Below are 19,509 nucleotides of genomic sequence, written 5' to 3'. Positions count from 1 at the left end.
CGTCAGAACGCCTGTTTCACCCAGCCCTCGTCGAACAGCAGCCGGTAAGCCCACCGGATGGTCACTTCGGTGGCGACCGATTGGAATGGGCGAGATACTCGTCATCTGGCGAAGAAGGCGGGGTCGAGCACCATCATGCCGTTCTCCGTGTCGCGGAAGAAGCTGCGATGGCCGACATGCGTCAGACGAAAAGATTTCTCTCCCGCTCCACCGCCTTTGTGATGAAGGAGGCAACGATCTGGACGCGGCGCAGCGGCCTGACCGATTCGTGATAGACCAGCCAGTAGGCACGGCGGATGGGCGCCACCACGTCGACGGCCACCAGTTCCGGCATCGAGCGGGCGACGAAAGTGTGCAGGATGCCGATGCCGGCGCCCGACCGCACCGCTTCGGCCTGCCCGAGCGCGGAGGAAATGGCGAAGCTGGTGCGCCAGTCAGCGCTGAATTCGGCGGCGTAGTCGAGCGACGGGCTGACGATGAGGTCCGGCACATAGCCGATCAATTTATGCCGTCCCAGCTCGGCAGCGGTCTGGGGCAGGCCGTGGGCTTCAGCATAGGCACGCGAGGCAAACAGGCCGAGCGAGTAGTCGACCAGCTTGCCCGCTACCAGCCGGCCCTCGGTCGGGCGCTCGACGGTGATGGCAATGTCGGCCTCGCGGCGAGACAGGGAGAAGGAGCGCGGCACCGGTACGAGCTGAATCGTCAATTCACGGTGCAGCGCGGTCAGTGCGCCGAGGCGCCGGGCGAGGAATGCGACGCCAAACCCGTCCGGCGCACCGATCCGCACCGTGCCCGAAACGTCGTCGCCTTCGCCCGATATTGTCGAGCGGGCGGCGATCATGTCGCCCTCCATGCGCTCGGCAATATCGAGGAAACGCTCGCCGGCGGGCGTCAGCTCGCTGCCGGTGGTCAGCCGGCGAAAGAGTTTCGTGCGCAGCGCGTCTTCAAGTGCGGCGATGCGGCGCGAGACGGTGGCGTGGTTGAGTTCCAGCCGCCTGGCGGCGCCAAGGATTTGCCCGGCGCGCGCCACGGCGAGAAAGATGCGGACGTCATCCCAGTTCATTTTACCCTCCCTTTGTGGGAGGTCGATCCGCGTAGCGGAGCGGGGTAGGGGCGACGCCGGCGCTTGATCCCCACCCCGTCGAACGATCTCCGCTCCGCTCCGACCGCTCGCCGACCTCCCCACAAGGGGGAGGGTGAAGGCAGGGGAGATGTCCGGCAGGACAGAGGGGCGTGAAGGAACTCAATCTATCAATCCGTGAACGTCATCTTTGTGACCCTTCTCATTTGCGAGAATTGATGCTCTCCCGTCAACCGCTGTCTATTTTCTGCACAACGGTTGCGTTCTCCCTCGCGTTGCCATCGGCGTGCCAAAGGCGGACAATGCACCATCATAAACACAGGGAGAGACATCATGATCGAATACGGTCATTTCATCGGCGGCAAGCGTGTCGCCGGCACCAGCGGCCGCAAGCAGGACGTGATGCAGCCGATGGACGGCTCCGTGCGCGGCACGGTGGCGCTGGCCTCGCAGGCGGAACTGCGCGCGGCGGTCGAGAACGCCAAGGCGGCGCAGCCGAAATGGGCCGCGACCAACCCGCAGCGCCGCGTGCGCGTCCTTATGAAGTTCCTTGAACTGGTCGCCCGCGACTATGACGAACTGGCCGACATCCTGGCGCGCGAGCACGGCAAGACCATCGCCGATGCCAGGGGCGACATCCAGCGCGGCCTCGAAGTGGTCGAGGTCTGCATCGGCGCGCCGCACATGATGAAGGGCGAATTCACCGACGGTGCCGGCCCCGGCATCGACGTCTATTCGATGCGCCAGCCGCTCGGCGTCGTCGCCGGCATCACGCCGTTCAACTTTCCGGCGATGATCCCGCTGTGGAAGATCGCGCCGGCGATCGCCTGCGGCAACGCCTTCATCCTGAAGCCCTCCGAACGCGACCCGGGCGTGCCGATCCGCATCGCCGAACTGTTCATCGAGGCGGGCCTGCCTGCCGGTATCCTCAATGTCGTCAACGGCGACAAGGAAGTCGTCGACGCCATCCTTGACGACCCCGATATCAAGGCTATCGGCTTCGTCGGCTCGACGCCGATCGCTCATTACATCTATTCGCGCGGCACTGCGTCAGGCAAGCGCGTGCAGTGCTTCGGCGGCGCCAAGAACCACATGATCATCATGCCCGACGCCGACATGGACCAGACCGTCGATGCACTGATCGGCGCTGGCTACGGCTCGGCCGGCGAGCGCTGCATGGCGATCTCGGTGGCGGTCCCGGTCGGCCACGACACCGCCAACCGGCTGATGGAAAAACTGGTGCCGCGCGTCGAAAGCCTGAAGGTCGGCCCCTCGACGGATTCCGCCGCCGATTTCGGTCCGCTGGTCACCGCTCAGGCGCTGGAGCGGGTCAAGGGCTATGTCGATATCGGCGTCAAGGAAGGCGCCAAGCTGGTCGTCGACGGCCGCGGCTTCAAGATGCAGGGCTACGAGAACGGCTACTATATGGGCGGCTGCCTGTTCGACAACGTCACGTCGGACATGCGCATCTACAAGGAAGAGATCTTCGGACCGGTGCTGTCGGTGGTGCGCGCGCCGACTTACGAGAACGCCATCAAGCTCGCCAACGACCACGAGATGGGCAATGGCGTCGCCATCTACACGCGCGACGGCGACGCCGCGCGCGACTTTGCTTCCAGGGTGCAGGTCGGCATGGTCGGCGTCAACGTGCCGATCCCGGTGCCGATCGCCTACTACACGTTCGGTGGCTGGAAGGCGTCGTCCTTCGGCGATCTCAACCAGCACGGTCCGGACGCGTTCCGCTTCTACACCAAGACCAAGACGGTCACCTCGCGCTGGCCGTCCGGCATCAAGGACGGGGCCGAGTTCGTCATCCCGACGATGAACTAGCCGGACGCTTGTCTGCTTGCGCGTCCTCGCCTTCGGCTGCGGGGCGCGCGGGCCGGCATCAAGGACGGGGCCGAGTTCGTCATCCCGACGATGAACTAGCCGGACGCTTGTCTGCTTGCGCGTCCTCGCCTTCGGCTGCGGGGCGCGCGGGCCGGCATCAAGGACGGGGCCGAGTTCGTCATCCCGACGATGAACTAGCCGGACGCTTGTCCGCTTGCGCGTCCTCGCCTTCGGCTGCGGGGCGCGCGGGCCGGCATCAAGGACGGGGCCGATTTCGTCATCCCGACGATGAACTAGCCGGACGCTTGTCCGCTTGCGCGTCCTCGCCTTCGGCTGCGGCCGCGCGGGCCGGCAGGACCACCCAAAAATCTACGGCCCGAGTCCCCTGGCTCGGGCCGTTTATTTTGCAAACGCTAATGTGATGGAACCGGCGAGGGCGCCAGGACTTAGAGCTACGATCCTGCCTTGGAGGAGGCATGGCAGGCAACCAGAGCGCCGACGGCTGACCGTTAGCATCGCATCGTCGGGCGCAAGGAGGTGTCCGATGGCACAACGTCTTATGTCCATGCTGCTATGCGCCGCGGCGGCGCTATCGATAGGGTCGGCGAATGCAGCCGGCCAATGTGCGGCACGCGCCGACATCGTCAAGGCGCTCGGCGAGAATTTCCACGAAAGTGAGGCCGGGCGTGGCCTGATCAATCCCAACGTGGTGCTTGAGGTGTTCGTTTCCGAACAGGGCAGTTGGACCGTCCTCGCCTCCGACACCAAGGGCCAGAGTTGCATCCTGTCCGTCGGCGAGGGCTGGGACAGCCCGACGATCAAGGCGGCCTTGTCAGGAGCCTGAGCCTCATCGCGTCGAAGCGGTTCAGGCGACGCGTAGTCTTGGGCATGCACTGTCCTGAACCGAGGTCGGTGTCGGGCGGTATGCTTCAACGTGTGGCGGCCGCCTCGGCATGGGCGCGCAGCAATGCCATCAGCCGCTTGGCATCCTTCGCGGCGGCTTCCTCGTCACCGTCGACAATCGAGCGGATCAGCGCGACGTGATGCTCGGCCGATTCCGCCAGGCCGGTATCGGCCTTGTAGCGGAACCAGAAGCGGCGGCTGTGGGTCTGCAGCGGGGCAGCCAGCCTGGCCGCGAACGGGTTGTCGGCAGCCCGCGCCAGCGCCTCGTCCAGCGTCTTGTCGGCCTGGATGAAGGCAAGCACGTTGCCGGAGATGACAGCCTTCTGCATGGCAAGCGCGGCATCGTGGAAGAGGTCGGCTGCGTCGCGGGTGACGAAGCGCGCCGCGGAGCGGGCCAGCACCACCTCGACGCCGCGGCGCGCGTCGAGGACGCGCAGCCAGTCGCCGGGGTGCAGCGGCGCGATGGCGATGCCTGCGCGCGGCCGCACGTCGAGCAGTCCTTCCCAGGCCAGCCTCTGGATCGCCTCGCGCACCGGCGTACGGCCGAGCGCCAGCTTCTCGATCAGGCCGCCTTCAGTGACGAAACTCGCCGGCGCCAGTTCGAGCGTGACAATCATATGCTCGAGCATGCGGTAGGCCTTGGTCGCAGCTGGCTCGAACGCAGCGCTCCTCTGCATGGATATCAAAGGCGGTCTCCTGATATATTTTGCATATATCATAGGAGAATCCGTGTTGACAGCGGCTTTCTTAGTAGATATACGGCTGATATATCAGAGGAGCGATGACCATGTGGACCGGAGTTTTCCCAGCCGTCACGACTAAATTCACCACGGACGACCGCCTCGACCATGCCGAGATGGAGCGCTGCTTCGGCTTGCAGATCGAGGCCGGCTGCGACGGCATCATCGTCTGCGGATCGCTCGGCGAAGGGCCGATGCTGTCCCATGACGAAAAGATTGAAGTGCTGAAAACCGCGCAGAAGGTGGCTGGCAAGAAACCGGTGCTGCTGACGGTGAACGAGGCCGGGACACGCGAGGCCGCCAGCATCGCCCGCCGCGCCGCCAAGGAAGGCGCCAACGGCCTGATGGTGGTGCCCAGCCCGATCTACCATACCAATGCGGAAGAGACGGTGGCGGCGCTGCGCGCCGTCGCGGAGGCCGGCGACTTGCCGGTCATGATCTATTCCAACCGGCTCGCCTACCGCGTGGATGTCACCGTCGACCAGATGGAGGAGCTGGCGTCGGACGAGCGCTTCGTCGCCATCAAGGAATCCTCCGACGACATCAGGCGCTCGACCGAGATCATCAATCGCCTGGGCAGCCGCTACGACCTGTTTACCGGCGTCGACAATCTCGCTTTCGAGGCGCTGTCGGTGGGCGCCATCGGCTGGGTGGCCGGTCTCGTCACCGCCTTCCCGCGCGAGACGGTGGCGATCTACCAGCTGATGCAGCGGGGCCGCCGCGAAGAGGCGCTCGCCATCTATCGCTGGTTCCGGCCGCTGCTTGATCTCGACGTCTCGACCTATCTGGTGCAGAACATCAAGCTTGCCGAGGTGTTCGCCATTCAAACCAACGACCGCGTCCGCATGCCGCGCCAGCCGCTGTCGGGCGAGCGCCGCAAGGCGGTCGAGAAGATCATCAAGGACGCACTGGCGGTGCGGCCGACACTACCGGCGTTCTGAGGCTTTCTTCCGAGAGGCGGCGCCCAGGTGACAGGAAGTTCCAAATCGATGGAAGCGCGGCGGCGCCCCGCCCTGCGGGCGTCTTCTCCCCGTGAACAGGGAGAAGAAATAGATATCGCCATCGTCGGCGGCGGCATCATCGGCATCTGCGCGGCGGCGTTTCTTGCCGAGGCGGGGCGAAACGTCACGGTCTACGACCGCACCGGCATCTGCGAGGAGACGAGCTCCGGCAATGCCGCCGCCTTCGCCTTTTCCGACGTGCTGCCACTGGCGCACAAGGGCATGCTCCGGCAATTGCCGAAATGGCTGGCCGATCCGCTCGGCCCACTCGCCATCCCGCCCGCCTACCTGCCGAAGCTGCTGCCCTGGCTGATCCGCTTCTGGCGTGCCGGCTCGGCGAAGCACTACGAGGCTGGCCTGGTGGCGCAGGCCGCAATGATGGCGCTCGCCGAGGCCGAATGGATGGGCCTGCTCGACCGCTCCGGCACGAGGCGGATGCTGCGCGAGGATGGCTCGCTCGAACTCTACGAAAGCGAGGCCGAATTCCAGGCCTCGCTGTCCGGCTGGGCGGCGCGCCAGCGCTTCGGCATCGGCTTCCGCCATGTCGGCGGCGAGGAGCTGGCGGAGCTGCAGCCCGGCCTGTCGCCGCGCTTCGGCAAAGGCACGTTCGTGCCGGGCTGGAAGACAATCGCCGATCCAAAACTGCTCGGCAAGGCGATCTGGGACTATGCGCAATCCAAGGGCGCGCGGTTCGAGAAGGCCCGCATCGCCGGCGTCGCCGCGGACGGGAACGGCGCGACGTTGACGCTGGCCGACGGCACGACGCGGCAAGCCCGGCACCTGGTCGTCACCGCCGGCGCCTGGTCGCATCTGCTGGCGCGGCAGCTCGGCGACCGCATTCCGCTCGAAACCGAGCGCGGCTACAACACGACGTTGCCAAAGGCCGCCTTCGACGTGAAGCGGATGCTGATCTTCTCCGGCCAAGGCTTCGTGATCACGCCGCTCGACACGGGCCTGCGCATCGGCGGCGCGGTTGAGCTCGGCGGCATCGAGCGGCCGCCCAACTACGCGCGCTCGAAGGCGCTGCTGCGCAAGGCGCAAGACTTCCTGCCGGGCCTCGATCCTTCGGGCGGACGCGAATGGATGGGGTTTCGTCCCTCGCTGCCGGATTCATTGCCTGTCGTCGGCCGCGCATCGGGAAGCCGGCCGGTGGTCTACGCTTTCGGCCACGGCCATCTTGGCCTGACCCAGGCTGCTGCGACGGGACGGTTGATCCGCGAGCTTGTCCTGGGGCAGACTCCGCCGATCGACGTGGCCCCCTTCAGTCCACAACGGTTTTGATTTTTCGAGGAGCGTCATGGCCAGGAAATCCTTCTTCTGCATCGACGGCCACACCTGCGGCAACCCGGTGCGGCTGGTCGCCGGCGGCGGCCCGCTGCTCCAGGGTTCGACGATGATGGAGCGGCGCGCACATTTCCTGGCCGAATATGACTGGATCCGCACCGGCCTGATGTTCGAGCCGCGCGGCCACGATGTCATGTCCGGCTCGATCCTCTACCCGCCGACGCGTGAGGATTGCGACATCGCCATCCTGTTCATCGAGACCTCGGGCTGCCTGCCAATGTGCGGCCACGGCACCATCGGCACGGTGACGATGGCCATCGAGCACGGGCTGATCAAGCCGACGACGCCCGGCGTGCTCAGGCTCGACACACCGGCCGGCCTGGTCATCGCCGAATACAAACAGGTCGGCGAATATGTCGAAGAGGTGCGCATCACCAACGTGCCCTCCTTCCTCCATGCCGAGGGCCTGACGGTCGAATGCCCCGGGCTCGGCGAGATCGTCGTCGACGTCGCCTATGGCGGCAATTTCTACGCCATCGTCGAGCCGCAGAAAAACTATCGCGACATGGCAGACCATTCGGCGGGCGACCTCATCGCCTGGAGCCCGGTGGTGCGGCAGCGCCTCAACGAGAAATACTCTTTCGTGCATCCGGAGAATCCGGGCATCAACCGGCTGTCGCACATGCTGTGGACCGGCGAGCCGACGGTGGCGGGTGCGGACGCGCGCAATGCGGTCTTCTACGGCGACAAGGCGATCGACCGCTCACCGTGCGGCACGGGCACCTCGGCGCGCATGGCGCAGCTCCATGCCAAGGGCAAGCTCAAGGCCGGCGATGCGTTCGTCCATGAATCGATCATCGGCTCGCTGTTCAAGGGCAAGGTTGAAAAAGACGTCACGGTCGCAGGCAAGCCGGCGATCATTCCCTCGATCGGCGGCTGGGCGCGCATGACCGGGCTCAACACGATCTTCATCGATGACCGCGATCCGTTCGCGCACGGCTTCGTCGTCAAATAGGCGATTCATCACGCTGCGGAAGGTCGGGAAGGACAAAAAGGATTGCTGTCACGAGCGCAACAAATCGTCTCATCAACTTATTTTGACGGCGATTTCTTCGAAATGGAGCGCATGATGACGCTTAATCGTCAAAGACATTGCGTTATGCCAATGATAGGGTCCGCGATAGTCCAGGGGGCGGGTGCGAAAAAACGGGCAATCGAACGGCGTGCAGTCGGAAACACGCATGACGATCAAAAAATGACGTTGCAATCCCGTCTCGAAACCTTACGACTAGGGGAAATACGAAAAGGAATGCGTCTGCATGGGCGACATTCCAGGGGAGCCATGTACACATGCAGTATTTTGTCCAGCAGCTTATCAATGGGCTGACGCTGGGATCGATCTATGGGCTGATCGCGATCGGCTACACGATGGTCTACGGCATCATCGGCATGATCAACTTTGCTCATGGCGATATCTTCATGGTGGGCGCTTTCACGGCGCTGATCGTTTTCCTCATCCTGGGCGCTCTGTTCTATTCGGTTCCCGTGGTCATCGCGCTGTTGGTGATGATGATCGTGGCGATGCTGCTGACCAGCCTCTACAACTGGACGATCGAGAAGGTGGCCTACCGGCCGCTGCGCGGCTCGTTCCGGCTGGCGCCGCTGATCACCGCCATCGGCATGTCGATCGCGCTGTCGAATTTCGTGCAGGTGACGCAAGGCCCGCGCAACAAGCCGATCCCGCCGATGGTGTCGAAGGTCTACAACATCGAAGGCATCAGCGTGTCGCTGAAGCAGATCATCATCGTCGTCGTCACCGCGTTGCTCTTGGTGTTGTTCTGGTACCTGGTCAACAAGACCTCGCTTGGCCGGGCGCAGCGCGCCTGCGAGCAGGACCGCAAGATGGCGGCGCTGCTCGGCATCGATGTCGACCGCACCATCTCGATCACCTTCATCATGGGCGCGGCACTTGCCGCCGTCGCCGGCACGCTGTTCCTGATGTATTACGGCGTCATCGCCTTCTCGGACGGCTTCGTGCCCGGCGTGAAGGCATTCACCGCAGCGGTGCTGGGCGGCATCGGTTCGTTGCCGGGCGCGGTGCTGGGCGGTCTTTTGATCGGCTTCATCGAGAGCATGTGGTCGGCCTATTTCTCGATCGACTACAAGGATGTCGCCGCCTTCTCGATCCTGGCTATCGTGCTGATCTTCCTGCCTTCCGGCATTCTCGGCCGGCCAGAAGTCGAAAAGGTCTGAGATCATGGCCGTCACCGTATCTCCCGAGCGCGACACCGTCGCAGCCACGCCCATGCAGCGCGCCTTGCGCGAGGCCTTCTATGCCGGTGCCATCGCGCTCGGCCTGTTCGTGCTGTTCATCGGGCTCAAGACCGACCAGAACATCTCAAACGAGCTGATCCTGGTGCAGCGCTGGGGCCTGCTCGCCGCAGTGGTTATCGCCACGGCCGTCGGCCGCTTCCTCTATGTCGCCTACGGCCAGCCCTTTTTGGCCAACCAGAAGATCGCCGACGTCGCCACCGGTTTGCTGCCGGCCAGTGTGGCGTCGCGCTTCTTCCTCTTTCCAGCCTTCATCGTGGCCGTCATCGTCGCGGCGCTGCTGTTCGTCTTCAGCAGGTCTCTCGCCGGCTGGGTAGGGGCGGAGCCGGCCGGCTATCTGCAATTCCTGCGCGCCCTTGCGGTCATCTACGCGCTGGCCTGCGTGATCTACTATTTCCGCGGCTTCATCCATGCCAACTTCACAAAACTCGGCATCGCCGCACTGGTGCTCTATCCGATCATTGTCGTGGGCATGCTGTCGCTGATGTCGTGGTCGCTCGTCGGCGGGCTGCAAGGGTCGCTGAAATGGGTCGATAATTTCGGCATCCAGATCCTGATCTATGTCATGCTGGCCTGGGGGCTGAACATCGTCGTCGGTCTGGCCGGCCTGCTCGACCTCGGCTATGTCGCCTTCTATGCCGTCGGCGCCTATGCCTATGCGCTGCTCGGCACGCATTACGGCCTCTCCTTCTGGATCCTCCTGCCGGCCGCAGGCGCCATGGCCGCCTTCTGGGGCGTGCTGCTCGGCTTTCCGGTGCTGCGCCTGCGCGGCGACTACCTGGCCATCGTGACGCTTGCCTTCGGCGAGATCATCCGGCTGGTGATCATCAACTGGCGCGAGGTGACCAATGGCTCGGCCGGCATTTCCGGCATCCCGAAGGTCACCTTCTTCGGCCTGATGAGCTTCAACGTCTCGGATCCGAACTACATCGGCAAGGTGCTGAACATCGCCACATCGAGCGCCTATTACAAGATCTTCCTCTATTACCTCATCCTGGGGCTGGCGCTGCTCACCGCCTTCGTCACGGTCAGGCTGAGGCGCATGCCGGTCGGCCGCGCCTGGGAAGCCTTGCGCGAGGACGAGATCGCCTGCCGCTCGCTCGGCATCAACACCACGACCACCAAGCTGACCGCCTTTGCCACCGGCGCCATGTTCGGCGGTTTTGCCGGCTCGTTCTTCGCCGCCCGGCAAGGCTTCGTCAGCCCCGAATCCTTCGTCTTCCTGGAATCGGCCATCATCCTGGCCATCGTCGTGCTTGGCGGCATGGGATCACTGGTCGGCATTGCCGTCGCGGCTCTGGTCATGATCGGCGGCACCGAGGTGCTGCGCGAACTCGACTTCCTCAAGCAGGTCTTCGGACCCGACTTCACGCCGGAACTCTACCGTATGCTGCTGTTCGGCATGGCCATGGTGATCGTCATGCTGTGGAAGCCGCGCGGCTTTGTCGGCAGCCGTGAGCCGACCGCCTTCCTCAAGGTGCGAAGGGCTGTCTCCAGTTCCTTCACCAAGGAGGGGCACGGCTGATGAACGCGAACCCCTCCATGAACGACGCCATCCTGAACGTCGAACACCTGTCGATGAAGTTCGGCGGCCTGGTCGCGATCGGCGACCTGTCCTTCACCGCCAGGCGCGGCGAGATCACCGCGCTGATCGGGCCCAACGGCGCCGGCAAGACCACCGTGTTCAACTGCATCACCGGCTTCTACAAGCCGTCGGAAGGCATGATCACTCTCACCCGGCAGGACGGCTCGATCTACCTGCTCGAACGGCTGCCCAACCATGAGATCCCGGCGCGCGCCAAGGTGGCGCGCACCTTCCAGAACATCCGCCTGTTCTCGGGCATGACGGTGCTCGAGAACCTGCTCGTTGCCCAGCACAACAAGCTGATGAAGGCTTCGGGCTATACGGTGCTCGGCCTGTTCGGCTTCAGCGGTTACCGCAAGGCCTCGGCCGAATCCGTCGAACTTGCCAAGCACTGGCTTGAGAAAGCCGATCTGGTCGACCGCGCCGACGATCCGGCCGGCGACCTGCCCTATGGCGCGCAGCGGCGCCTCGAGATCGCGCGCGCCATGTGCACCGGCCCGGAGCTTTTGTGCCTCGACGAGCCCGCCGCCGGTCTCAATCCAAAGGAATCGGCCGCGCTCAACGACCTGCTGATGGACATCAAGAACAACACCGGCACCTCGATCCTGCTGATCGAGCACGACATGTCGGTGGTCATGCAGATCTCCGATCACGTCGTGGTTCTGGAATACGGCCGCAAGATCTCCGACGGCAATCCGCAGTCGGTGCGCACCGATCCGCGCGTCATCGCCGCCTATCTCGGCGTCGACGACGAGGAGGTCGAGACCGTGCTGACCGAAGTCGGCGACGAGGACGTCATCGAGCAACTCGATACCGGTCCCGATGCCGCGCATGGTCCGGGAACATCGTCGTCCTATCTCGCCGGCCCGGTGAGCGACACGGTCGGCCACAGCGAAGGCGAGCGCATCACGGTGTCGAAGGGCGCCTCGAAGGCGGCGCAGGTCGATGCGCGGGCGGCGAGCGTTGCGGCCAAGGCTGTCGCGCCAGCACCTGCTTCGCGGACCAAGCCGGCGGCGAAGCCGGCCACCAAGGCGAGTGTCAAGACAGGGGCCAAGACGCCGGCCGCGAAGGCCGCGGGCATCTCGAACCGCCTCACGGCGCCCCGCGGCGGCAAAGCCGACAATCTCACCCGCATCAAGGGGATCGGCGCGGTCAACGAGAAGAAGCTCAACGAACACGGCATCTTCCACTTCGACCAGATCGGCGCCTGGAAGAAGGCCGATGTCGAGGCCGTCGAAGCGTATCTCGCCTTTGACGGACGCATCGCCCGCGAAGAATGGGTCAAGCAGGCCAGGCTGCTTAGCCAGGGCAAGGACACGGAATTCTCGCGCCGCGTCGACGCCGGCAAGGTGGCGACGAGCCATGCTTCCGGTAAGCAGGCAGCAAAGCCCGCGACAGGAGCGGGCAAGCCCGTTCGGGCCAAGCGCGGAGGGGGCAAGTGATGGCCGGGAAGACGCTGCTCGATATCAAGGGCGTGCAGACCTATTACGGCAACATCCGTGCGCTGAACGGCGTCGACGTCACCGTCAACGAGGGCGAGATCGTGGCGCTGATCGGCGCCAACGGCGCCGGCAAATCGACGCTGATGATGACCATTTTTGGAGCGCCGCGCGCCCGCGCGGGCACCATCACCTTCGCCGGCGCCGACATCACCCAATTGCCGACGCACGAGATCGCGCGCTTGCGCATTGCCCAGTCGCCGGAAGGCCGGCGCATCTTCCCGCGCATGACGGTGATGGAAAATCTGCAGATGGGCGCCAGCCTCGACAACCTCAAGCACTATGACGAGGACGTCGAGAAGGTGTTCGCACTGTTCCCGCGCCTGAAGGAGCGCATCGCCCAGCGCGGCGGCACGCTGTCGGGCGGCGAGCAGCAGATGCTGTCGATCGGGCGCGCGCTGATGGCGCGGCCGAAGCTGCTTCTGCTCGACGAGCCGTCGCTCGGTCTTGCGCCGCTGATCGTCAAACAGATCTTCGATGCCATTCGCGAGCTGAACCGCACGCAGGGGCTGACCGTGTTCCTGGTCGAGCAGAACGCCTTCGGCGCGCTGAAGCTGGCGACGCGCGGCTATGTCATGGTCAACGGCAATGTGACCATGAGCGGCACCGGCAAGGAACTGCTCGCCAATCCGGAAGTGCGCGCCGCCTATCTCGAAGGCGGCCATCACTGAGTTCAGGAGTCCTTACCATGCAAGGCATTCTCTACGAGGAACCGTCCATCTGGCAGTTCTTCTTCGTCACCTGCCTGCTCGGCGGCTGGGCGGCATGGATGACCGGCAAGGCCAGTGCCCAGACCTGGCGCAGCTTCGTCCAGCTGTTCGCCTATCTGCTGGGTCTCGGCATCGGCATCCGCTTCATCCATCATGCGCTGTTCAACGGCACGATGTTCTCGCTGCATTACTATGTCGTCGACACCATCGTACTGATGATCCTCGGCTTCGTCGGCTATCAATACACACGAACCAACCAGATGGTGACACAGTATAATTGGCTCTACGAAAGAGCTTCAATCTTGAGCTGGAAACCGAAAGGTTGACGTTCATCATTAACGCCGTTTCGGGGATGAATCGGCGTGACAAGTGCCTGAAAATCGGCAAACTATGCTTTCTGCGATAAGGGTGGGCATCGCATGAAAGCTTCATCCACGCCCACTCCGTTAATGGGAGCGTTTAAATGAAAAAATCACTTTTGTCCGCCGTCGCCCTGACCGCGCTGATCGCGTTCAGCGGCAATGCGTGGGCTGATCTAATGGTCGGCGTTGCTGGCCCGATCACGGGTCCGAATGCCGCCTTCGGCGCACAGTTGCAGAAGGGCGCGGAGCAGGCGGTCGCCGACATCAATGCGGCGGGCGGCATCAACGGCGAGCAGATCAAGCTCGAAGTCGGCGACGACGTCTCCGATCCGAAGCAAGGCATCTCGGTCGCCAACAAGTTCGTCGGCGACGGCGTCAAGTTCGTGGTCGGCCACTTCAACTCGGGCGTCTCCATTCCGGCGTCGGAAGTCTACGCGGAAAACGGCATCGTCGAGATTACGCCTGCCGCGACCAACCCCCAGTTCACCGAGCGCGGCCTGTGGAACGTGTTCCGCACCTGCGGACGCGATGACCAGCAGGGCGGCATCGCCGGCGGTTATCTGGCGGCCAATTTCAAGGACGCCAAGATCGCCGTCGTGCACGACAAGACCACCTACGGCCAGGGCCTTGCCGACGAGACCAAGAAGGCTATGAACGCCAAGGGCGTGAAGGAAGTCATGTATGAAGGCGTCAATGTCGGCGACAAGGACTTCTCGGCGCTGATCGCCAAGATGAAGGAAGCCGGCGTCTCCATCATCTACTGGGGCGGCCTGCACACTGAAGCCGGCCTGATCATCCGCCAGGCGGCCGACCAGGGCCTCAAGGCGACGCTGGTTTCCGGCGACGGCATCGTGTCGAACGAACTGGCTTCGATCGCTGGCGACGCGGTCGCGGGCACACTCAACACGTTCGGCCCGGACCCTCGCCTGATCCCGGCCAACAAGGAACTGGTCGAGAAGTTCCGCGCGCAGGGCTTCGAGCCGGAGGCCTATACGCTCTACGCCTACGCAGCCATGCAGGCGATCGCCGAGGCAGCCACCTCTGCCAAGTCCAACGACCCGCAGGAAGTTGCCAAGGCGCTGCATGAGAAGGGTCCGTTCAAGACCGTGCTCGGCGACCTCTCCTACGACGCCAAGGGTGACCCGACGCTGCCCGGCTACGTCATGTACGAGTGGAAGAAGGGCGACGACGGCAAGTACACCTACGTCCAGAAGATGTAAGCCTGTCCGCATTGACTTCACGGAATGCCCGGCGCCTCGCGCCGGGCATTTTCTTTACGGAAGCAGCGATCGCGCGTTTATTGGCGGGCGAGAATTCTCGTTTTGAGGTCAGCAGAGGCTTTCCGCTGATGTTCAGCCGTTTGGGGCCACGCTCAAGGCGGAGAATCCATTTTAAATCGGTTTAAACGCGCGTCAAATTTTGTTTGCACTGCAGCATTTTCACGCTAATCATGGCGCCGCTTGCTCTTCCCTTCCGCTGCTGGAGCCCAGTCCTTGGCCATCACGAAGATCCTCGTCGCCAACCGGTCCGAAATCGCCATCCGCGTGTTTCGCGCGGCCAATGAACTCGGCCTCAAAACGGTGGCGATCTGGGCCGAGGAGGACAAATATTCGCTGCATCGCTTCAAGGCCGACGAGAGTTACCAGGTCGGGCGCGGGCCGCACCTCAACAAGGATATGGGGCCGATCGAAAGCTATCTCTCGATCGAGGAGGTGATCCGCGTCGCCAGGCTGTCGGGCGCCGATGCGATCCACCCCGGCTATGGACTGCTTTCGGAAAGCCCCGAATTCGCCGAGGCCTGTGCCGAAGCCGGGATCACCTTCATCGGGCCCAAGCCGGAGACGATGCGCCGGCTTGGCAACAAGGTCGCGGCGCGCAATCTGGCCATCGAGGTCGGCGTGCCTGTCATTCCTGCCACCGATCCGTTGCCGGACGACATGGAGGCGGTCAAGAAACTTGCCACGGAGATCGGCTATCCCCTGATGCTGAAGGCTTCGTGGGGCGGCGGCGGCCGCGGCATGCGCGCCATCCGTGCCGAGGCCGATCTCGCCCGCGAGGTCACCGAGGGCAAGCGCGAGGCGAAAGCCGCCTTCGGCAAGGACGAGGTCTATCTCGAAAAGCTGATCGAGCGCGCCCGCCATGTCGAAGTGCAGATCCTGGGCGATACCAGTGGCAATGCGGTGCATCTGTTCGAGCGCGACTGCTCGATCCAGCGCCGCAACCAGAAGGTCGTCGAGCGGGCGCCCGCGCCCTATCTCAGCGAGGAGCTGCGCCAGGAGCTGTGCGGCCATGCGCTGAAGATCGCGCGCGAAACCAGCTATATCGGCGCCGGCACGGTCGAGTTCCTGCAGGACGCCGACACCGGCAAGTTCTATTTCATCGAGGTCAATCCGCGCATCCAGGTCGAGCACACCGTCACCGAACAGGTGACGGGCATCGACATCGTCAAGGCGCAGATCCACATTCTCGACGGCTTCGCCATCGGCACGCCGGAATCGGGCGTTCCAGCACAAAAGGACATCAGGCTGAACGGCCACGCGCTGCAGTGCCGCATCACCACCGAGGATCCCGAGCACAATTTCATCCCGGACTATGGCCGCATCACCGCCTATCGTGGCGCCACCGGCTTCGGCATCCGCCTCGATGGCGGCACCGCCTATTCGGGCGCGGTCATTACCCGCTTCTATGACCCGTTGCTGGAAAAGGTGACCGCATGGGCGCCGACGCCGGCCGAGACCATCGCACGCATGAACCGGGCGCTGCGCGAATTCCGCATCCGCGGCGTGGCCACAAACCTGACTTTCCTCGAAGCGATCATCAATCACCCGAACTTCGCCGACAATTCCTACACGACCAAGTTCATCGACACGACGCCGGAGCTGTTCGAGCAGGTCAAGCGCCAGGACCGCGCCACGAAGCTGCTCAACTATCTTGCCGACGTCAGCGTCAACGGCCATCCCGAGACGCGCGGCCGGCCGCAGCCGAAAGCCGATGCCGCCGCACCCGTGGTGCCCTACCTCAACGGCAATGTGCCCGGCGGCAGCAAGCAGAAGCTTGACGTGCTCGGTCCGGAAAAATTCGCCGCCTGGATGCGCACGCAAAAAGAGGTGCTGGTCACCGACACGACGATGCGCGACGGCCATCAATCCCTGCTGGCGACGCGTGTGCGCACGCACGACATCGCCGGCATAGCGGGCACCTATGCGCGTGCCCTGCCGCAGTTGCTTTCGCTTGAATGCTGGGGCGGCGCCACTTTCGACGTCGCCATGCGCTTTCTCACCGAGGATCCCTGGGAGCGGCTCTCGCTGGTACGCGAGGCGGCGCCCAACCTCCTGCTGCAGATGCTTCTGCGGGGCGCCAACGGCGTCGGCTACACCAACTATCCCGACAATGTCGTGCAGCATTTCGTCAAACAGGCGGCATCAGGCGGCATCGACCTGTTCCGGGTGTTCGACTGCCTGAACTGGGTCGAGAACATGCGCGTCGCCATGGACGCGGTCGGCGCCGAGGGGAAGCTGATCGAGGCCGCGATCTGCTACACCGGCGATATTCTCGATCCCACGCGGGCGAAGTACGACCTGAAATATTATGTCGGGCTGGCGAAAGAGCTCGAGGCGGCCGGCGCCCATATCATAGCGGTCAAGGACATGGCCGGGCTGTTGAAGCCGAGCGCCGCGCGCGTGCTGTTCAAGGCGCTGCGCGAAGCGACAGACCTGCCCATCCATTTCCACACACACGATACATCGGGGCTCTCAGCGGCAACGGTTCTGGCGGCGGTAGAGAGCGGCGTCGACGCCATCGACGCGGCGATGGATGCGTTCTCCGGCAACACCTCGCAGCCCTGCCTCGGCTCTATCGTCGAGGCGCTGAAGGGCACCGAGCGCGATCCCGGGCTCGACCCGCAATGGATCCGGAGGATCTCCTTCTATTGGGAAGCGGTGCGCAACCAGTATGCCGCCTTCGAAAGCGACCTCAAGGGGCCGGCGTCCGAAGTTTACCTGCACGAGATGCCGGGCGGACAGTTCACGAACCTCAAGGAACAGGCGCGTTCGCTTGGGCTGGAGACGCGCTGGCACGAGGTGGCGCAGACCTATCATGACGTCAATCTGATGTTCGGCGACATCGTCAAGGTGACCCCGTCGTCCAAGGTGGTCGGCGACATGGCGCTTATGATGGTCAGCCAGGACCTCACCGTCGCCGACGTCGAGAACCCGGCGAGGGACATCGCCTTCCCGGACTCGGTCGTCTCAATGCTGCGCGGCGATCTCGGCCAGTCGCCTGGCGGCTGGCCGCAGGCGCTGCAGAAGAAAGTGCTGAAGGGCGACAGGCCGATCACGGCGCGGCCGGGCTCGCTGCTCAAGCCGGCAGACCTCAAGGCCAGCCGCAAGGAGATCGAACGGAAGCTCGAGCGCAAGCTCAGCGAATACGAGTTCGCTTCCTGGCTGATGTATCCGAAGGTCTTCTCGGACTTCGCGGCCGCGCAGGAAACCTACGGTCCCGTCAGCGTGCTGCCGACGCCGACCTATTTCTACGGCATGAAGCCCGAAGACGAGGTGTTCGTGGACATCGAGAAGGGCAAGACGCTGGTCGTGCGCTGCCAAGCGATCGGCGACGTGGACGACAAGGGCATGGTCACCGTGTTCTTCGAACTCAACGGCCAGCCGCGCCGCGTCAAGGTGCCCGACCGGGCGCATGGCGCGTCCGCCGCCAAGGCAAGGCGCAAGGCCGAACCCGGCAACGAGGCGCATGTCGGAGCGCCGATGCCGGGCGTCGTCTCGGCGCTCGCTGTGGCCGCCGGCCAGGCCGTCAAGGCCGGCGACGTGCTGCTTTCCATCGAAGCAATGAAGATGGAAACGGCGCTGCATGCCGAGCGTGACGGCACGGTCGCCGAGGTGCTGGTCAAGGCCGGCGACCAGATCGATGCCAAGGACCTGCTGATCGCCTTCAGTTGAGAGCTCGCAAGAGAGAGCCACAGACTGTCGGCTTCTGTCGGCAGCCCTGCCAGCCTGTTCGATAACCGCTTGACCCGCCGTCCCCGGTCGGGCATCGAACCGCAGAAATTTGCGGCGGCACGGTTGCCGAGTCGCGGCGAAGCATCGATTTTTTTGGAGAAAAACATGGCCGACGATATCACAGAGACCAGCCAGACTGTTGCCGCCGGCCAGTTGCGTGCCTTCATCGAGCGCATCGAGCGGCTCGAGGAGGAGAAGAAGACCATTTCCGACGACATCAAGGAAGTGTTCGCCGAGGCCAAGGGCACCGGTTTCGACACCAAGGCGATGCGCGCGATCATCCGGCTGCGCAAGAAGGACCAGGCCGAGCGCCAGGAGGAGGAGTCCATCCTGGACCTCTACAAGGCCGCCCTCGGCATGGTGTAAGGCGAGGCATCTCGTGACGTCCGGGGTCGGCGATGAGTGAGTTCGACTTCGGTGGCCGAAGGGCCTCGGAGTTCCGCCAACGCGGCTTCTGGACGCTGTTTGCCGAGCGTCACCCGGAAGAAAGAACCCGGCTGGCGAGGCGAGGGCCCTGGTTCTGGCAGCGCGGGCTGCCGGAATTCGCGCTGGTGCTCTCCATGTATGTGGCGCCCAGCGAGAATGTGGTCGGCGTCTTCTTCGGCCGTAACGAGAAGCTTGGCGCAACCGACGTCTGGGTGCGCCTCAAGCCGTTTCAGCCGGCGATCGAGGAACGGCTGAAGCTCAGGCCGGAGCAGAGCGCACAAAACCTCGGCATCAATTCACAGTGGCGAGTCAACTGCTTTGCCGAGGACAATTGGCCGGCCATGTCCGACTGGCTGGTGACCGAATGCTCGCGTTTCGAGCGCGCCGTCATCGATGTTCTGGGGCAGGGATAGGTATCCGGTGTTGCCGGGGGTCGCCAGATCCTTCTTTCGCTCACGCTGGCTCGGCCAGGTGCGGCTCGACCGGCTGTTCTGGCGCGATATGGTGCTCGTCGGCACGGCGATCAACATTGCATCGTCCGTGGCGGCGCTCATTCTGCTGGGGGTGAAGACGCCGCTCGGTCTTGTGCTGGCGGTGCATTTCGCGCCGGTGCCCTACAACATCTTCCTGACCTCGGCCGTCTGGCGGACGGCGGAGCGAACCGGGGGCGCCAAGGCCTCCCTTGCTATGCTGGGTTCGGCGCTCTGGCTGATCGCAACAGTCGTCGTCTGACAATGCTGCACGA

At 64.0% G+C, this 19,509-nt stretch carries 17 protein-coding genes; 15 read left to right on the top strand and 2 right to left on the bottom strand.

Going from position 1 to position 19,509, the window contains the following annotated elements:
* Positions 1–181: 181 nt before the first annotated feature.
* On the bottom strand, positions 182–1,063 hold the full coding sequence (locus FJ490_RS07860) for a LysR family transcriptional regulator (protein ID WP_140525022.1): 882 nt from the start codon (positions 1,061–1,063) through the stop codon (positions 182–184).
* 351 nt (positions 1,064–1,414) lie between these two features.
* Here FJ490_RS07860 and FJ490_RS07855 point away from each other — a divergent pair, with 351 nt between their 5' ends.
* Positions 1,415–2,911, top strand: a complete 1,497-nt coding sequence (locus FJ490_RS07855; RefSeq protein WP_140729409.1) for a CoA-acylating methylmalonate-semialdehyde dehydrogenase — start codon at positions 1,415–1,417, stop codon at positions 2,909–2,911.
* A 544-nt stretch (positions 2,912–3,455) separates the two neighbouring features.
* On the top strand, positions 3,456–3,755 hold the full coding sequence (locus tag FJ490_RS07850) for a hypothetical protein (protein ID WP_140729313.1): 300 nt from the start codon (positions 3,456–3,458) through the stop codon (positions 3,753–3,755).
* An 85-nt stretch (positions 3,756–3,840) separates the two neighbouring features.
* On the opposite strand, the gene FJ490_RS07845 is transcribed toward FJ490_RS07850, so the two are convergent.
* On the bottom strand, positions 3,841–4,491 hold the full coding sequence (locus tag FJ490_RS07845) for a GntR family transcriptional regulator (protein ID WP_246672784.1): 651 nt from the start codon (positions 4,489–4,491) through the stop codon (positions 3,841–3,843).
* A gap of 110 nt (positions 4,492–4,601) precedes the next feature.
* Between FJ490_RS07845 and FJ490_RS07840 the strand changes: the two genes are divergently transcribed.
* The 13 genes from FJ490_RS07840 (at position 4,602) to FJ490_RS07780 (ending at position 19,496) form a co-directional block, all read left to right on the top strand.
* Entirely contained in the window at positions 4,602–5,495 is an 894-nt protein-coding gene (locus tag FJ490_RS07840) for a dihydrodipicolinate synthase family protein (protein ID WP_140729312.1), read from the top strand.
* A 27-nt stretch (positions 5,496–5,522) separates the two neighbouring features.
* Positions 5,523–6,836, top strand: coding sequence for an FAD-binding oxidoreductase (locus FJ490_RS07835; RefSeq protein ID WP_224681120.1), 1,314 nt, complete (start codon positions 5,523–5,525; stop codon positions 6,834–6,836).
* Between the two features lie 16 nt (positions 6,837–6,852).
* A complete protein-coding gene (locus tag FJ490_RS07830) occupies positions 6,853–7,854 on the top strand; it encodes a 4-hydroxyproline epimerase (protein WP_140649963.1) in 1,002 nt (333 codons plus the stop codon).
* Positions 7,855–8,189: 335 nt separating this feature from the next.
* Entirely contained in the window at positions 8,190–9,092 is a 903-nt protein-coding gene (locus FJ490_RS07825) for a branched-chain amino acid ABC transporter permease LivH (protein ID WP_140493067.1), read from the top strand.
* Between the two features lie 4 nt (positions 9,093–9,096).
* Positions 9,097–10,695 carry a high-affinity branched-chain amino acid ABC transporter permease LivM gene (gene livM / locus FJ490_RS07820; RefSeq protein WP_140493070.1) on the top strand — a complete coding sequence of 533 codons (1,599 nt, stop codon included), beginning with the start codon at positions 9,097–9,099 and terminating at the stop codon, positions 10,693–10,695.
* Entirely contained in the window at positions 10,695–12,197 is a 1,503-nt protein-coding gene (locus tag FJ490_RS07815) for an ATP-binding cassette domain-containing protein (protein WP_140493073.1), read from the top strand. The genes livM and FJ490_RS07815 overlap by 1 nt, the downstream gene beginning before the upstream one ends.
* Entirely contained in the window at positions 12,197–12,925 is a 729-nt protein-coding gene (locus tag FJ490_RS07810) for an ABC transporter ATP-binding protein (protein ID WP_140493077.1), read from the top strand. The genes FJ490_RS07815 and FJ490_RS07810 overlap by 1 nt, the downstream gene beginning before the upstream one ends.
* A gap of 17 nt (positions 12,926–12,942) precedes the next feature.
* The gene (locus FJ490_RS07805) at positions 12,943–13,290 is read left to right on the top strand and encodes a DUF6867 family protein (RefSeq protein ID WP_140493080.1); all 348 of its coding nucleotides are present in this window, start codon (positions 12,943–12,945) and stop codon (positions 13,288–13,290) included.
* 137 nt (positions 13,291–13,427) lie between these two features.
* Positions 13,428–14,546, top strand: a complete 1,119-nt coding sequence (locus FJ490_RS07800; RefSeq protein WP_140493083.1) for a branched-chain amino acid ABC transporter substrate-binding protein — start codon at positions 13,428–13,430, stop codon at positions 14,544–14,546.
* Between the two features lie 273 nt (positions 14,547–14,819).
* The gene (gene pyc, locus FJ490_RS07795; RefSeq protein WP_140729311.1) at positions 14,820–18,278 is read left to right on the top strand and encodes a pyruvate carboxylase; all 3,459 of its coding nucleotides are present in this window, start codon (positions 14,820–14,822) and stop codon (positions 18,276–18,278) included.
* Between the two features lie 165 nt (positions 18,279–18,443).
* Positions 18,444–18,704, top strand: coding sequence for a DUF2312 domain-containing protein (locus FJ490_RS07790; protein WP_140493089.1), 261 nt, complete (start codon positions 18,444–18,446; stop codon positions 18,702–18,704).
* Between the two features lie 32 nt (positions 18,705–18,736).
* Entirely contained in the window at positions 18,737–19,177 is a 441-nt protein-coding gene (locus FJ490_RS07785; protein WP_140662844.1) for a hypothetical protein, read from the top strand.
* Between the two features lie 7 nt (positions 19,178–19,184).
* A complete protein-coding gene (locus tag FJ490_RS07780; protein ID WP_246672773.1) occupies positions 19,185–19,496 on the top strand; it encodes a hypothetical protein in 312 nt (103 codons plus the stop codon).
* Positions 19,497–19,509: the final 13 nt, after the last annotated feature.

This window comes from Mesorhizobium sp. B2-5-11, assembly GCF_006440835.1.
GTDB lineage: Bacteria > Pseudomonadota > Alphaproteobacteria > Rhizobiales > Rhizobiaceae > Mesorhizobium.
This window is presented reverse-complemented; position numbering and strand designations above follow the sequence as displayed.

Coding starts and splice junctions, on each gene's coding strand:
- FJ490_RS07830 (WP_140649963.1), top strand. CDS start 6,853: ATGGCCAGGAAATCCTTCTTCTGCATCGACGGCCACACCTGCGGCAAC.
- FJ490_RS07860 (WP_140525022.1), bottom strand. CDS start 1,063: ATGAACTGGGATGACGTCCGCATCTTTCTCGCCGTGGCGCGCGCCGGG.
- FJ490_RS07845 (WP_246672784.1), bottom strand. CDS start 4,491: ATGCAGAGGAGCGCTGCGTTCGAGCCAGCTGCGACCAAGGCCTACCGC.
- FJ490_RS07825 (WP_140493067.1), top strand. CDS start 8,190: ATGCAGTATTTTGTCCAGCAGCTTATCAATGGGCTGACGCTGGGATCG.
- FJ490_RS07810 (WP_140493077.1), top strand. CDS start 12,197: ATGGCCGGGAAGACGCTGCTCGATATCAAGGGCGTGCAGACCTATTAC.
- FJ490_RS07800 (WP_140493083.1), top strand. CDS start 13,428: ATGAAAAAATCACTTTTGTCCGCCGTCGCCCTGACCGCGCTGATCGCG.
- livM (WP_140493070.1), top strand. CDS start 9,097: ATGGCCGTCACCGTATCTCCCGAGCGCGACACCGTCGCAGCCACGCCC.
- FJ490_RS07850 (WP_140729313.1), top strand. CDS start 3,456: ATGGCACAACGTCTTATGTCCATGCTGCTATGCGCCGCGGCGGCGCTA.
- FJ490_RS07840 (WP_140729312.1), top strand. CDS start 4,602: ATGTGGACCGGAGTTTTCCCAGCCGTCACGACTAAATTCACCACGGAC.
- FJ490_RS07785 (WP_140662844.1), top strand. CDS start 18,737: ATGAGTGAGTTCGACTTCGGTGGCCGAAGGGCCTCGGAGTTCCGCCAA.
- FJ490_RS07855 (WP_140729409.1), top strand. CDS start 1,415: ATGATCGAATACGGTCATTTCATCGGCGGCAAGCGTGTCGCCGGCACC.
- FJ490_RS07805 (WP_140493080.1), top strand. CDS start 12,943: ATGCAAGGCATTCTCTACGAGGAACCGTCCATCTGGCAGTTCTTCTTC.
- FJ490_RS07790 (WP_140493089.1), top strand. CDS start 18,444: ATGGCCGACGATATCACAGAGACCAGCCAGACTGTTGCCGCCGGCCAG.
- FJ490_RS07815 (WP_140493073.1), top strand. CDS start 10,695: ATGAACGCGAACCCCTCCATGAACGACGCCATCCTGAACGTCGAACAC.